11 protein-coding genes and 3 pseudogenes are annotated in these 15,153 nt (G+C 56.4%); 8 read left to right on the top strand and 6 right to left on the bottom strand.

Features of this window, described 5'->3' with window-relative positions; translation table 11 throughout:
- From JHD77_RS16560 to JHD77_RS16535, 6 genes and pseudogenes are all read left to right on the top strand, one after another.
- Positions 1–579 (top strand): annotated as a pseudogene (locus JHD77_RS16560) (IS3-like element IS222 family transposase); the annotation flags it as partial.
- Positions 580–662: 83 nt separating this feature from the next.
- Entirely contained in the window at positions 663–965 is a 303-nt protein-coding gene (hxsD, locus tag JHD77_RS16555) for a His-Xaa-Ser system protein HxsD (protein WP_023123902.1), read from the top strand.
- A complete protein-coding gene (hxsB, locus tag JHD77_RS16550) occupies positions 966–2,453 on the top strand; it encodes a His-Xaa-Ser system radical SAM maturase HxsB (RefSeq protein ID WP_019726886.1) in 1,488 nt (495 codons plus the stop codon).
- A 3-nt stretch (positions 2,454–2,456) separates the two neighbouring features.
- Positions 2,457–3,686, top strand: a complete 1,230-nt coding sequence (gene hxsC, locus JHD77_RS16545) for a His-Xaa-Ser system radical SAM maturase HxsC (RefSeq protein WP_019726887.1) — start codon at positions 2,457–2,459, stop codon at positions 3,684–3,686.
- Entirely contained in the window at positions 3,683–4,312 is a 630-nt protein-coding gene (hxsA, locus tag JHD77_RS16540) for a His-Xaa-Ser repeat protein HxsA (RefSeq protein ID WP_023132232.1), read from the top strand. Before hxsC ends, hxsA begins: the two co-directional genes overlap by 4 nt.
- A 28-nt stretch (positions 4,313–4,340) precedes the next feature.
- A complete protein-coding gene (locus JHD77_RS16535; RefSeq protein WP_223697230.1) occupies positions 4,341–4,709 on the top strand; it encodes a molecular chaperone DnaJ in 369 nt (122 codons plus the stop codon).
- 37 nt (positions 4,710–4,746) lie between these two features.
- Here JHD77_RS16535 and JHD77_RS33095 read toward each other — a convergent pair.
- A pseudogene (locus JHD77_RS33095) lies at positions 4,747–4,824 on the bottom strand (transcriptional regulator); the annotation flags it as partial.
- A gap of 201 nt (positions 4,825–5,025) precedes the next feature.
- Here JHD77_RS33095 and JHD77_RS16530 point away from each other — a divergent pair.
- A complete protein-coding gene (locus JHD77_RS16530; RefSeq protein WP_031685019.1) occupies positions 5,026–7,089 on the top strand; it encodes an ATP-dependent nuclease in 2,064 nt (687 codons plus the stop codon).
- Complete coding sequence (locus JHD77_RS16525) at positions 7,086–9,068, top strand: UvrD-helicase domain-containing protein (RefSeq protein WP_031685017.1); 1,983 nt, start codon at positions 7,086–7,088, stop codon at positions 9,066–9,068. The genes JHD77_RS16530 and JHD77_RS16525 overlap by 4 nt, the downstream gene beginning before the upstream one ends.
- 298 nt (positions 9,069–9,366) lie before the next feature.
- On the opposite strand, the gene JHD77_RS16520 is transcribed toward JHD77_RS16525, so the two are convergent.
- The 5 genes and pseudogenes from JHD77_RS16520 to JHD77_RS16500 form a co-directional block, all read right to left on the bottom strand.
- A complete protein-coding gene (locus JHD77_RS16520) occupies positions 9,367–10,464 on the bottom strand; it encodes a hypothetical protein (protein WP_023132238.1) in 1,098 nt (365 codons plus the stop codon).
- 511 nt (positions 10,465–10,975) lie between these two features.
- A complete protein-coding gene (locus tag JHD77_RS16515) occupies positions 10,976–11,548 on the bottom strand; it encodes a competence protein CoiA (RefSeq protein ID WP_223697232.1) in 573 nt (190 codons plus the stop codon).
- A gap of 80 nt (positions 11,549–11,628) precedes the next feature.
- Entirely contained in the window at positions 11,629–12,576 is a 948-nt protein-coding gene (locus tag JHD77_RS16510; protein WP_023132236.1) for a hypothetical protein, read from the bottom strand.
- A 361-nt stretch (positions 12,577–12,937) separates the two neighbouring features.
- Positions 12,938–13,968: pseudogene (locus tag JHD77_RS16505) on the bottom strand (IS110 family transposase).
- 216 nt (positions 13,969–14,184) lie between these two features.
- Complete coding sequence (locus JHD77_RS16500) at positions 14,185–15,114, bottom strand: hypothetical protein (protein WP_023132233.1); 930 nt, start codon at positions 15,112–15,114, stop codon at positions 14,185–14,187.
- Positions 15,115–15,153: the final 39 nt, after the last annotated feature.

The following is a 15,153-nucleotide window of genomic DNA, read 5'->3' as shown; positions in this document are numbered from 1 at the left end:
TCGCACGCCTACAAACAGGCCACGGTTGAGCGGCCGGATATCCCGAATCGGCTGAACCGCGAATTCGCGACCGAGCATCCCAATCAGGTGTGGTGTGGCGACATCACCTACGTCTGGGCGCAAGGCCGTTGGCACTACCTGGCCGCGGTGCTGGATCTGCATACCCGGCGGGTGATCGGCTGGGCGTTCTCGGCCAAGCCGGATGCCGAACTGGTGATCAAGGCCCTGGACATGGCCTACGAACAGCGCGGCAGGCCACAGCAGGTGCTGTTCCATTCAGACCAGGGCAGCCAGTACGCCAGCCGCCTGTTTCGGCAACGGCTCTGGCGCTATCGGATGCAGCAGAGCATGAGCCGTCGGGGGAATTGCTGGGATAACTCGCCGATGGAGCGCCTGTTCCGCAGTCTGAAGTCGGAGTGGGTCCCGTCAACGGGTTACCTGACGGCGCAGGAGGCCCAACGGGACATCAGTCATTACCTGATGCACCGCTACAACTGGATCAGGCCGCATCAATTCAACGACGGGCTACCGCCTGCGGTGGCCGAAGAAAAACTCAACCCACTGTCCGGGATGGGTTGACCACTACAAGATCGGATAGTGGCCATTTGCCCTGGAACAGTGCAAAATCCCCGCAATAGATCGGGACTTCAGGGAAGAATACGATGGCATGGCAAGTCATACTCCAACTCGACGAGCAAGCCTACTCGCCCGGCGTCGTACAACGAGCGGCCTACAGCATCGCCAGGGACTTTGTCACAGAAGTCCGGATGCAGGGCCAGCGAACCACCCTTCTGGTCACCCCCAATCCGACCTCAGCCAACGCAGCCACGTTCTGCCCCGAGCAGGTCAAATCCCTGCTGCTCCAGCAGCTGAATGATTTCGTCCTGCGCGAACGAATCCAGCAGGAAACCGCCGGCATCAGAGAGGCTCTGATCCGCACGGCACTGGTCGGCTGTAGCTATTGAATGGGGAGCGTCATCGCCACGGACGGTAGCTACCGACTACTGCCCTTCCGCTTCATGCGCTTGAACGGCGATAGCACAAAGAATGTGCTGATCACCGGGGATACCGGCGAACACCTGTTCATCTCGGACCCGCAATTGCGTGAACTGCTGAGCAAGCGCCTGCGTCCAGGAACTTCGCTGTACAAAGACCTACTAGCCAGGCATTTCATCTATGAGCCCGGCAGGCATGACCCGCTGCCGGAGATGGCCGCACAATACCGCAGTCGCAAGGACTTTCTTCTACAGGGTCCCGCTCTGCACCTCTTCGTCGTCACCTTGCGCTGCAACCATACCTGCCAGTACTGCCAGGTCTCGCGAGCACCGCTTGCCGGTGGCGGTCACGACCTGTCCGAACAAGACGCTATGGCCGCAGTGGAGCGCTTGTTCGAATCCGCGTCCCCCACTCTCACTGTTGAGTTTCAGGGTGGTGAACCTTTGCTAGCCTTCGAGCGCATACGTCAGATCATCGAGCGTGTGGTCGAGCAAAACGAGACCGAACAGCGCGATATCCAGTTCGTCATCACCAGCACATTGCATCACCTGACTGATGAGATCCTGGATTTTGCCCAAAAGCATCGCATCCAGTTTTCGACGTCACTGGATGGGCCAGCCGCGCTTCACAATGCCAACCGGCCCACCCCGACGCGCGACTCTTACGCACGAACCCTTGAAGGCATTCATCGCGTTCGCGAGCGTCTAGGTCACGATGCAGTATCTGCACTCACGACACTAACCGCCAAAAGCCTGGAACAGCCGCGAGCGATCATCGACGAGTACGTAAAGGAGGGCTTCTCCAGCATCTCTCTCCGCCCGCTCAGCCCCTATGGTTTCGCCTCCAAAAGTGCTCAGCGTCTCGATTACCCGATGGAGCGGTACGTTCGTTTCTACAAGGAAGCACTTGCCTATCTGCTGGAGTTGAACCAGCAAGGCATCTACCTCTCCGAGGGCTATACCGCACTACTGCTGAACAACGTCTTGACGCCCTTCTCATCCGGCTACGTCGACTTACGTTCCCCCATGGGCGCTGGAATTGGCGCTCTCGTTTATAACTACGACGGCTATGTCTATCCATCCGATGAAGCCCGGATGCTCCTGGAGATGGGCGAAGATGGATTGCGACTGGGCACTGTTCGACAACCGCTGCGCGAGTTGCTGAACGCGCCCGTGATGAGTCTGCTGCTCGAGGCAGGCATCGCGGAAGCCTTGCCTGGCTGCAGCGATTGCGCGTTGGTCCCATATTGCGGCGCCGACCCCGTTGAACACTTTGCCCGCCAGGGTGACCCGATTGGGCATCGCGCCTTCAGTAGTTTCTGTGAAAAGAACATGGGGCTGCTTCAACACCTGTTTGGTCTGCTGCGGAATGGAGACGAGAGTACCCAGCGTGTCCTGCTGTCCTGGCTGACTCGCCGTTCCTTCGCTGATATCCCTCACGTCGGCTACAGGGGGTAGCTCATGCTGCGCAGAGAAACTCAATTCGACATCCAGAACCTGTCCGGCCCGCGCCTGCTGAAAGTCATCACTGCCAGCGAACTCATCGAGAAAGGCACAGCCGTCTGTGCCGGTCATGCAACGTTCAACGACCTGGCACTCTGGGTCGAGGCACATGAGCTACGCGAACACCCTGGTCTACGAGCGCTACCGGTAGGCGCCTTCCTGTGCCCGGACCAGGACGCGCCGGATTTGCCCAATGCGGTATTGCAGCTTCGGGCACCGAAAGATCCACATGTCGTGCGCCCCGGGGACGTCATTGCGCTCTCGCCGGCCAGCAACCTTGTGCGCGTGCTGTATCGGCGTGGGGCCAACTCCAACCTGCTGTTCATCACCGATCGCTGCAACAGCTTGTGCCTGATGTGCTCACAGCCACCGAAGGACATCGATGACCGCTGGCACATCAAGGAAAACCTTCGCTTGATCGACCTGATGGACGCAGGTGAGGAGCACTTCGGCATCAGCGGCGGCGAACCGACACTGTATCGCGAAGGGTTGTTGGAGATTCTCGCCAGGTGCAGGGCCGTGCTGCCGGAGAAATCGATCCACTTGCTCAGTAATGGCCGGCTGCTAAAGGACTCCAGCTGGATACCCGAATTGAAACAGTTGGAGCACCCAAGCCTGAGCTGGGGTGTCCCACTCTATGGCGATAATGCCGACGACCACGATCACGTCGTCCAGGCGCCTGGAGCCTTCAGCGAAACCATGCAGGGCCTATACAACCTCACCCGAGCCAACCAAGTCGTAGAAATCCGCGTGGTACTCAGTCGTCTGACCACACCCAGGTTACCTGAGCTGGCCCATTTCATATTTCGCAACCTTCCTTTCGTTCGCCACGTGGCTCTGATGGGTATCGAAAGTACCGGCCTGGCGAAGAAGCATTATGAGGAGCTCTGGATAGACCCATTGGATTATCAAGAGCAGCTCAGCCAGTCCGCCTTTTTCCTGCACAACCGTGGCATCCCGGTTTCTATTTACAACCTGCCCTTGTGCGTATTGCCTGCGCAGTTGTCGCACTTTGCTCGGCAAAGCATTTCCGACTGGAAGAACCTGTTCATCGACGCCTGCCAAAGCTGCGCTGCAGCAAGTCACTGTGCAGGCTTCTTCAAATCCCACACCGACCGCTGGCAAAGCCGCGGTATTCGTCCGTTTTCCACGGAAGAGTTCGCCACTTATGCAAGGAGTGCTTCATGAGTTTGCTTGATCGTTGGAAGATTCTGATCGGCCACATCACCCTCCTGCCGGTCGCCGGCACTGCTTTTGCTCAAGCCAACCAGCTGCCTCTCGCCGACACAACCTGGGAGCCACGCAGCGACGCGCAACCGCCCGTATTCATGAACACTCTGAACGCCCCCGATGCCGTAAACATCTATGCCGCGCACCGCTCGCACAGTTCCCACCGGTCGCATAGCTCACACAGCTCGCATTACAGCGGATCGGGTGGGTACAGCGCCCCTCGCTACTACAGCCCACCGGCCGCTCCCACGCCGAGTTACACCCCGAACAGCTACTACACCACGCCCAGTACTTCGAGCAGCAGCAGCCGATCAAGTACCAACTTCAACAGCCCCGCATCGCCCTCCGTGGATACGACGACCAAGACCGTACCCGCGCGTCCCGCGGCGGGCGAGCTGTCCAACCTGGTGATGCGTGTGCAGACCGCGCTGATGGTGCGCAAATACTACGAAGGTGCGATCGACGGAATCTTGGGCAAGACAACTCGCGGCGCGCTGATGTCCTTTCAGATGGACAGTGGTCTGGACATCAACGGCCGGATGGATACATCGACGCTGAATGCGCTGGGCATCCGTATTCCTTGACCAGAGGCGAGACGACCAGAACATGACAATGCATGACATCAAGTCCAATCTTTATCCCTGCGCCCATTGCGAAGGCAGCGGAACCTGCCGCAACGGAGAGCAGCAGCTGTCCTGCGCGGTATGCATCAAGGAGAGCGAGCTGAAGGGAAAAAGCTTTGCAGGATTGCCCTGCATGGTGTGCGGTGGGATCGGCCAGGCTGAACCGAAGACCGAACGCATCAATAAGCGCATTCCAGCACTCGTCGGATTCATAGTCGTTTTTATGCTGCTTGGCGGCGTACTGATTTGCGGGGTTCTACAGAGCCGCTACTTTAGCGAAGTACTAGCATTCGCCGGCCCCTTGATCGGTAGCGTACTGGCGTACTACTACTCTGCTCAGCGCCATTTAACAAACTAGCGTCGCGATGCAATGCCGGTCATCAAGCATCCGCGCTTCAAGCGTTGAGCCAAGGCTCCATCGTTTCACTGCTGTACTCGGTCCTCCAGGCTGTGAGAGCTTTGTGATTACCACCCGTGGTCTCGGCGGTTTTGGATCAGAAGCTGGTCGCAGCCAAGGGCCGCGCTCGGCCAGGAGCGGACAGTCATCCCAGGGGATTGGTTTCGCCTGCGAAATCATGCCATATAGCTACCTTTCATCAGGGATGAGTACTGCGTTGGCGGAAATGGCCAAGATAGGCGTCCCTGCCTCGTCATGAGCAACAGGGAGCCTAATCGTGTATCTATCCGTCTTGAAACTAGAAAATTTCCGCCAGTTTGGCCAGGCTAACTGCGGCTTGGAAGTCACCTTTAACCGAGGTGTTACCGCGTTGGTCGGGGAAAACGATGCAGGTAAAACAGCCGTCATCGATGCGATCCGGCATGTACTGCAAACCCGTGATGCCGAATACCTGAAGCTTCAACTCCAAGACTTCCATATCGATGACAGCGGAGCTCAGGCCAGCACCATCACGCTGAGGTGCACATTAGATGGTTTGAGTAAGGCCGAACTGGGAGCGTTCGCTGAGTATGTCACCTACAAAAACGGCGTAGGTCGTCTACACATCCATTGGTCAGCCACACGTGTCCAAGGCTCAACTCTAACCCGCAGATGGGTGGATATTTCAGTGCGTTCTGGTGAGAACGGGGAAGGGCCGTCCCTGGATGCGGGGGCCCGTCTTCTGCTCGCCACTGCGTACTTGAAACCATTACGTGATGCAGAGCGCGAGATGTCGCCAGGCCGCAATTCCCGGCTCTCTCAGGTCTTGAGCAGCTTCCCAAGCATCGATGTCGGAAGCGCTTTCGATACCGCGACCCCGCCTGCTAGCCCCGTCGATGCAGAAGCGTTGAGCATTGCTGGCATGGGCGACTACATGCGCTATCTGGTGAATAAGCACAGCGCTATCGTCAGTGCTGAACATGCCATTAACCAGAACTACCTGGCCCCGCTTTCTCTTGCGGGACAGCCTCTGACAAGCCGTATCAGTTTCGGCGAGGGGGGGACCGAGGATGCGAGGCTCAAACAGATCCTTGAGCGCTTGGAGCTTGGGTTGCTTGATCACGCTTCGGGCGAGTCCCGGGGCGTTTATGGTTTGGGCTCAAACAACGTACTGTTTATGGCCTGCGAGCTCCTCCTGCTTGGAAAGGAGCCAGACGGCCTGCCGCTTCTATTGGTAGAAGAGCCTGAGGCTCACCTGCACCCGCAGCGGCAACTACAGCTCATGGAGTTTCTTGAGAAGGCCGCGAAACCTGCGGACGGTTTGAGACCGGTTCAGGTGATTCTGACCACTCACAGCCCGAATCTGAGCTCAAAGATTCCGATCCAGAATCTTATTCTCATGCATCGAGGGCGCGCTTTCTCGCTGGCTGAAGATCAGACCTGCTTGGGCGCCGATGACTATCGATTCCTCAGTCGCTTCCTGGACGTCACGAAAGCAGGATTGTTCTTCGCCAAAGGACTATTGGTGGTGGAGGGCGATGCTGAGGCGATCCTTCTGCCAGCCCTTGCGCGTAGGCTTGGAAAAGACCTGACCAAGCATGGTGTGTCGGTGATCAATGTGGGCGGCGTGGGGTTGCGTCGCTACTCCAAGATCATGCAGCGCCGAGATACGAGCAAGGGTGAAATCTCCATTCCGACGGCCTGCATTACCGACATGGATGTCATGCCCGACTGCGCGCCTGAGATTCACGAATTGGTAACGGGGCCAACAGATCCCAAGTGGAACAGTACTACCCGTCGCTGGAAGGCTGTGCGAGATTTCGGCGCGACTGCTGTAGAGCAAAAAGCCGGTATGGCTGAGCACCGCCAGAAGCGAATGGCAAGCGACGGGCAGTGCGTTCGAACCTTCGTTGCTGACCACTGGACACTTGAATATGACCTGGCCTTTTCCGGTCTTGCGCGGGAAGTGCACGCAGCGGCTTATCTCGCGATCAACGAGGAAAAGGTTGATCAGGGAAAGGTGACTAGAGCAGCTCTTTTGGTTGAAGCTGAAACCGCATTCAAGGCCATCGAGACAGCCCACTCCACCAAGGAGGCGAGGTGTTCCGCTGTCTACAAACTGGTCAAGAAAGCCTCCAAAACCATCACTGCCCAGCACCTGATCGACCTGATAGAAGAGCGTTTCGAAGCTAAGAAGCTAGATGCGGCAACTCTGCGTGGCTCGCTATCAAAGTCTGTGATTCACGCGATCGAATACGCCACCAGTGGCTTAGCTGTACCGCCGACGGGGTCTACGCTCACACCGGTTGCCATGGGCACGGTAGCTGGCACCTCAGCGGCTGTTGAGGAGAGCGAGGAATGAACCTGGCCCAGCTCATCAATCCGATAACCGATGGCGATGTGGAGTGGGTCACCAAGCTCATGAAGCTGGAGGCGTTGGACGAGCCTCGACGCAGCTTCCTGAAATCCATGAGCACACTGGACGTCTCTGCTTGCCCTGGTAGCGGCAAGACCACATTGGTGGTGGCCAAGCTGGCTATCCTCGCTCGCCATTGGAAGAGTCGAACTCAGGGGATCTGCGTCCTTTCACATACCAACGCAGCTCGGGAGGAAATTGAGCATCGCTTGGGAGGCTCGGAGATTGGGCAGCGCCTGCTTCGCTACCCACATTACATCGATACCATCCATGGCTTCACTGGGCGATTCCTTGCTTCACCGTGGCTGCGATCGAAGGGCATTCCACTCACTGCCATCGACGATGAACTTACGCATGCCGCCCGCCGGAAAGCACTGAAACCCTGGGAATACGCGGGCATGAAGAAAACGTTCGAATCGGCGTTCATCAAAGTGGAAAGTTTGCGCTTAAAAACTGTCGATTTCGACAACCCGCTCACCGGTTGGAGTCTGAAATTCGGGGCTCATACGGACACCTATAAAAATGCCTGCAAAGCGATGACTCATGCAGCGAAGACAGGGCATTTTTGCTTCGATGAAGTGTTCGTCTTGGCTGATGCGCTGCTGGTTGACGAGCCTGAGGTAGCGAGCGCTTTGCGAGCTCGCTTTCCCTGTGTTTTGGTCGATGAGATGCAAGATACGCGGTACGAGCAGGCCAACATCTTGAGCAAAGTTTTCCCGCGTCAGGATCCAGATGTTTGTGTCATCAGGGTTGGGGATCCCAACCAGGAAATCTTCGAAGTGAAGGTGGAGCTACCAGAGCCGTTTCCTGATCAATCGAGCACCATGGAAATCGCTAGTAGCTTCCGTTTCAATCAGTCGATCGCGTCCATCGCCAATCCCTTTGCCTACCTGCCGATCACTGGCGGCCTGGTAGGGTTACGGCAGAGTGGTGCAAACCAGCCTGCTCCCAACACCATCATCGTCTTCCCTGATGGCGACGTGAGTAATGTCCTGGATGCCTATGGGCAGCTGTTGATCCAGCACCTACCTGCAGGTGTCCGGACATCAGGTGTCTATGCGGTTGGAGCGGTACATCGACTGGAGAATGACAAGCCAGAGCACTACCCCAAAGCGGTTGAGCATTACTGGGCTCCGTATCAGTCAGAGGTTAATAAGCCTTCGTTCAAGCCGCGTACGTTTTCAGAGGGTGTGCACATCGCTCGTCGCTATGTTGCTAGGGATGCAACTGCGGCTCTAGGCGTGGAACTGATAGCGTCCTGCCTATTAAACCTGGTGCGCCTGGCGTTTCCCAGGGACGCGATTGTGGCCAGGTCTCGCAGTCATCAATGTGTCGAACAGCATCTTGCCGGTCGTGCTGGAGTGGTCGCCGCTTATCGCGGATGGCTCGAACGGCTGTTGTTCAGCCCCGCTGGTATTACCCAGGCGGAATGGGATGCAACGGTTGCCTCAGGCTTGATGGATCTTGCTGCGGATTTGGTCTTTTCTGATCAACTGCTGGCAGCAGCGGATGCTGAAGCCTATCTCGCCTGGTCAACTGCCCCTCTGGTAGAAGACCCAGGTGACAACGGTGGTGCGCTTCTCAACACATACAGGTTTGAGGTCGGTTCTGAGAGCGTCAACATCCGGTTGTCTTCGATTCACGCCGAGAAGGGTAAAACGCATGCTGCCACCCTGATTCTGGAAACGTACAACCGCACTCACTTCGTCAACAAGCTCTTGCCGTGGCTCGAAGGCAAAGCCTCAGCTGCTAAGCGTCCGAACGAGGCCGCAAAGAAGAGCATGATGCTCATGTACGTAGGGATGACCAGGCCGACCCACATGCTCTGTCTGGCCATGCGAAAAAGCGCGATGGGTGAGGGTAAAGCCGAGACCAAGAGGAGGGCAGCACTGCAGCAGGCAGGCTGGGCAATTATCGACATTTGATACGAACACATGGTTCGCCGTTTAGATCAATTGGCCGGTTTGAGCCTGTCGCATCAGGCATAAGTCGGCCATGAGCAGCCGTTTAGAGTAGAGAAAAAACCTGTCCCCTTTTCAACCGGTGACAGGCAGGAGGGCCGCGGGCTCGGCGCTCTGGTGCAGTGAGCCGATGTTTTCAGAGGACTTTGCTCCGCGATCAGCGAAGCATACGAAAGGCGACCGTCCTCATTTATCGAAGCCCTGTAGGCTGGTAGCAGGACCTCGGCTTGAGGCGAGTTCGGTGAGGCCACTGGCGCGGGCACTAGCGACCGGGTTTGAACGCCAGGAAGTCCTCCATGGCGTGGAACTCCAACTGCTTGGCCTTGCGCGTGGGAGACAAGTACGCCGCAATGTCGTCAAAGATGGCATCGGGATCCTTCAGGTCTGTATCTGTGTAGACAATGATGGGGATACCACGTTTGCGGAAATAGGCCTTGAGCTTACGCATTTCCTTCTCGAAGTTTGCCTGAGCCTCTTCATTGATTTGCTTTTGGGTCTTATCACGGGTGCCCTCCAGTCTGCCATGGGTTGACCAGGGCGAAAGCTCGAACCCGACCTTCGACAGGGTAAAAGGATCAATGATGGTGAAGTCGAGGCGATGCTCATGGCGCGCCACCTTTCCACCATAGCGCAGTTCTGGAATCAACAGTGGCACATCCAGTGGGTTCTCGCTATTGAGCACGAAATTGCAGTAGCGCCTGGCAATCGCCATTTCATGTTCGGAGCCGGAGTTGCGCACCAAGGTCTGGCGGAAGAATTTCAGGTAGTGATCGACGGAGGGAAATTCGATGCGATCATCTTCATCGGGTATCACGAATCCAGTCTGCAGGATGTGCCCGATGGTCCAGTAGTTCGGTTTGAAATGTCGAATTTCACTTTTATCGTTCTCCCAAGCTCCATTCTTGAACCGGGGGGTCACCAGGATGCCGTAGGACGCATTCTTTTGACCTATCCATATCTCCGCATCCTCCACTTCCGGACGCTTGCGGGCCAGAGCATCGAACTGACGCAGGTAGGTTCGAGTGAGGAAAAGCTTGAACCAGCGACGCACCGTCTTGGAGCTCTTGATATGCGCGTGGGCCTCGTAATAGGGGTTGCCAGGCCGCGCGGCAGGTCCGAGGTTCTCCAGAACATCAAGGAACCCACGGAGATAAAGCGTAATGAACTGCTCGGGCGAATCGATGACTTCGTTCTTGATGTCGATGTACTCGGCGTGCTTCCCGCCATAAGTGGCGTTCAACGAATGTTCGCTGGGATAGCCGGTGATATCTAAGACGTCCTCCTTGAGTTCATTTATCTGCGCCGTGAGTTCGTTAATCTGGCGATTGCGCTGCGTTTTTACCGGGTCTCTGGGGGCCACCGTAACTGTCCCTTTCCTTGGTCGTCACGCCGCGGGGGGCATAGCCCGTAGCGCGGAGCTGGAGTGCGGCGATTCGCGGTTGAGAATCCATGAATTTTCGCACGCACGGGCCAATGTCACCACCCCGCGCAGGGCAAAGAGCGCCGAGTTAGACTGGCAAGAGCATCACTAGTCGACAGGCTGCAGGGCAGGCAAGACTTGCACTAGGTGCAATCAGCACAAGACGCCGCAGGTCCAATCCATAGCCACTCCCAGTCGGCCAATAAGGCTCTTTTACGCGCTGAGCACAGCGCGCGTATAAAGCCGAGGGGGGGCTTCGCGCTGCGCATAGTGGAGGCTTGCGTCCGCGACTGTTCGGCAATACGCAGCATGGCGTCCAGGTTGTCGATGCACCACAGACCATCGATGCACAAGAGGCGGTCGGTCAGCGCCGCTTCGAGCAGTTGCGGGATGGTAGCCGAAAAGAACCCCGCTCCGCGGACGCCGGGCTCAGGGTCCAATTGTAGTTGCACTACAGGGAGATCCGTGAAACAAGGCCCGAAGCGCCCTCGGGGGGGAATTTGACTCCAAACTCTGCCCGCAGGCGCTCTTTTGCCGTGCTCTTGGTCAGGGTCATGTAGCGGTCGTGCCGCATCAACCACAAGGCTTTGATACCCTCGACCCGGTAGCGTTCTTGACGGCGGCGATAATCGCGCAATGACTGATATGAGCGCTGGATCTCGAAGGCCAGCTTGACGCCATCGCACTCTGCCCAAACGTCGGCTTGCCATCTCCCGGAGTTTCCAACTCCAGACATCTCCAAGGTGGCCCCGCAGCCAAGGTTCTCCAGCACGCTGCGAACCATGATTTTCGCTGCCAGATGCCATTGGCTCTCTTCGGATGCACTACAGGCACTGCCTGCATGTGCAGAGAAGGGATGGCCGTTAGGACTGAGCTTTGGAACGGCGGGAGCCGGGCAGCAGGGCATGAGCAATTCACCCATCTGATAGCTCACTTGAAGCTGCATCCATTGGGCAGGCGTCATCCGTAGGGCGTTGGCTACCCCACGACCATCGGCAAACCTGGCTTCAATCACCATTACCATTCAGGCGCATCCCCAATCGTGGCCGGCATTGACAGGCAGTTTATCGGTCGCTCTGGCATCAATCAGACTTGTCGGTTTCTTCAGAGGGCCTGAACGTCCGTGATGATTGCAGGTCCGTCGTTGTTGAAACCGACCAGATCGCCGCCATCGATATAGCTTTCCAAGAAGCTGAAGACCGACTCGATAGGGTCAGACCATCTCGCCCTAATCGCATGGGCAAACCACCTGAACTCGTCATCGCCGGGGAAGTCCTCAAACCCAGGCCCGTTCAGGAAAAGCCATTTGAAACACCTTATTGTTTGCGAGAAGTCCGTCACGATGAAATGGGATTTTTCGATCATCAAGAGGACTCGGTCAACACCATTGTGGCGAGTCTCTTCAAACCAGATTTGCTTCTGGTTGCCCTGCACGGTACCGATTCCAAAGACACAGAACTCCTGTTTAATGCCCCAGTACTTTTCGCTCCGGAACTTGGTTCCATAGATTCCCTCCACCTCGCCGAAAATGGCCACTGACCCGCCATTGAAGCTATTGTCCAAGATCAGGCACAGGTCGGAGTAGGCGATGAGTTTTGGTACGCTATCTTGAGATGCGTGAAAAGGAAAAATTTCTGTGAATCTGTCATTTAACCGGTGGCTAAGGGCGGAGTCCCTTCCTGAGATATGGAAGGTAAACGAGTCCAAATCCCTATTGAAGCAGATCCCATACAAGCCCTCCAGCCGCTCTAGGAGCTCAATGACGAGGTGTCCTCCGAGCTTTTGGTTGAAGAAGCTGGCCAAGAAATATTGAACTCCCCAATTCTGTACATATGACTCAACGTCGTTGAAGAAATTGAGAGGGAGATTTCCCCTCAATAAGCTCAAGCTCCACTGCGGAAACTCTCTGAAATTCCGAGGCGAGTAGGCGAGCTGTTTGTGCGAGTCGATACACTTCAAAACGCTGTAAAAGTGGGTGGCCCAATAGGATCTGGCATTTCCAATTAGGATTGGAGCCACGGGCGTAAGAATGCTGCGCTTGTTGCTTCTCATGGTGGAGCCGCTCGACAATTATTGCGTGTATACAAAACGCGGTAATGTAGCAAAAGCTGGTTGGCGTGGGGTGTAGTGGTCAATCAGTCCGTATATGGACTCCCCCTCATTGCAAGCTCCCGTCACTTTGGCGCCCGTGCCGACTGCACACGTATATCCGGCCTCTGATTTCGGCATCGTCTTCTGATGCTGGGCCATGATGGGCTATTCGCGCGCGGGCTCCCAATCGCTTCTACGTGCTCTGCGCACATGGACATTTGAGGGGTTTGCTCGCGCCGGTTCGACCGGTTTGCCATCGTTCAGGTTGCTTCGCAATCGTGGGTGACGGTCATTCTCTCGTAGCGTTTTGACTGATAGTGAGTCAGGCCGCAGTCCGTTCCGGCTGGTAGGCAGTGCCATCGCGCAGCATCGCCCAGGCCATGCGCGCGGTCTTGTTGGCCAGCGCGATGGCGGCCACGTTGGTGTGCGATCGTTCAGCCAAGCGGACGGCCCATTGGCTCAGCCGGTCATCCTTGGATGAAGCTGTGCGCAGCACGGATCGAGCGCCATGAATCATCAGTGTTCGCAGGTAGGCATCGCCGCGTTTGCTGATGCCCAGCAGTCGATCTTTGTCACCGGAGCTGTGCTGCCTCGGTGTCAATCCCAGCGAGGCAGCAAACTGTCGACCATTGGCAAACTGACGGGTGTCACCGATGGCCGCGACGAGGGCGGTGGCGATCATCGGGCCGACGCCGCGCAGTTGCTGCAAGCTCTGAGCGCTCGACTCATTGGCCGCAATCCCGGATATCTCGCAATCCAGCTCCTTGACCCGTTCATCCAGCATGCGCAAGTCGCGCCATAACCCATCCAGCAAATGCCGAAAGCGCAGCGTTAAACCGTTGTCTGCATCCTCCAGCCAGCAGGGAATGGCGCGTCGCAATGCACACAGTTCTTTCGGTGCAATCAGGCCGTACTCTGCGACCAGGCCACGAACCTGGTTGGCCTTGGCGGTGCGTTGCTCAATCAACCCTGCTCGAATGCGATGTGCCGCCTGAATGTCCTGCTGTTCAACCGTCTTGATCGCCACGAAGCGCATGCTGGGCCGGCTCATTGCCTCACAGATTGCTTCCGCGTCATTGGCGTCGTTCTTGTTGCTCTTCACGTAGGGCTTCACGAACTGGGGCGCGATCAACTTGACCCGAAATCCACGCGCCTCAAGTTGCCGAGCCCAATGATGGGCTCCACCGCAACTCTCCAAGCCAATCTCACAATCGGGCTCGGCCTTCTCCAGGATCGCTTGAAGCCAGCGTTCGCGAGATAACCGCTGCCGCCAGACAGGCCTCTCTTGCAGTCGACGCCGTGGATCTGGAACACGCTCTTGGCCAGGTCGACCCCAATGCGCATAAGCTTCATGTCTGGACTCCTTCTCATCAGTGACTGCGGTTCGCACCTTCAGTCTGGCACTCGAAGTGCCGAGGTGAGGGGGAGTCCATCCCATTGCTTCTGGCCGGCTGCTGCCTGTTGCGACAGGCCGGAGTCGACCCATAGCTGTCGCTCATGGACGGTAGCAATCGGCTATAGCCATTAGCTGCACCCGACGGCCTACAGCAGGCTGCGTTGAAGGAATTGCTAGCCAGCACCGGCGGCGACCATTTGGTAGTAGCTCAGATAAATTTGGCCTGTTTGTGCTGCATGCCGCTTTTTTCTAAGAAGCAAACTAACGAAGTCGATTCGCTCTTCCAGAACGGCCATTAGATCCCCTCCGTCGACTAGCAATATTGAGGCACCACCCGCTTGGTGCGCAGAAACGCCGTCTCCCGAAAAACCATTGATCGACAGGAAGATGCCCAGTGTATTTTCGAGCTTGGTCCTCACTTTGTCGGAAAAGACTGCTAGGTCAGCTTTATTGACGGGTTCTTTCTGCCACTTGGCCTCGAAGAGGTACTCAGTTCCGTCCAGAGAGAACGCTCCATCGATTTGCTCGCCAAGATTCTTGAATGAAGCCTTAGGGTCGAGATCGAAGAGTTCGAACAACTCATACATGACGCGCTCAAGTTCGAAGCCTCGGCTTTGTGCGTTGTCAGAACTGACCAATGCCATATAACGAGCCTTGATGGCTTCTAGCTTCTGCCGCACAGCCGCGTTTTCACGCAGCTTTTTGGCAGCGAGTTCCTGCCTTCGCTTTATTTCATCCTGCTCCTTTTTGATATCTTTGTGAGGCTCCACTAGTTGTTTAAGCTGATTGACTGCATTCCTCGCCTTCTCCACTTTTTGCGGACCATCATCAAGGGGCTTCAAATGTGAAAAATCAGTTATCTTGCAGAGCTCGTAGCAGACCTTTGTTAAGTCACCAAGATGAGATGCTGGATTCGCATACAGAAAATCGACAACATCAGAGGCAATTTGACGCTTGTAGTTCTCCCAGTTGAAGTTGTTGAGAATGCCTGGATTGGATAAACAAAGCTGTAGAAAGCCACGAAGTTCTGACTTATACCAGTAGACCGAACACAGCGCTTCTTTGAGCGCCATGACTCCGGCAGGTGAAAGCTGCTTTGCCATGTGATTCTCCCTTTGTAGTGATGGCCGACTTCTGAGTCC

The organism is Pseudomonas sp. P20, assembly GCF_016463925.1.
Lineage (GTDB): Bacteria > Pseudomonadota > Gammaproteobacteria > Pseudomonadales > Pseudomonadaceae > Pseudomonas > Pseudomonas aeruginosa.
The sequence above is the reverse complement of the archived record's forward strand: the minus strand, read 5'-3'. Positions and strand labels throughout refer to the sequence as shown.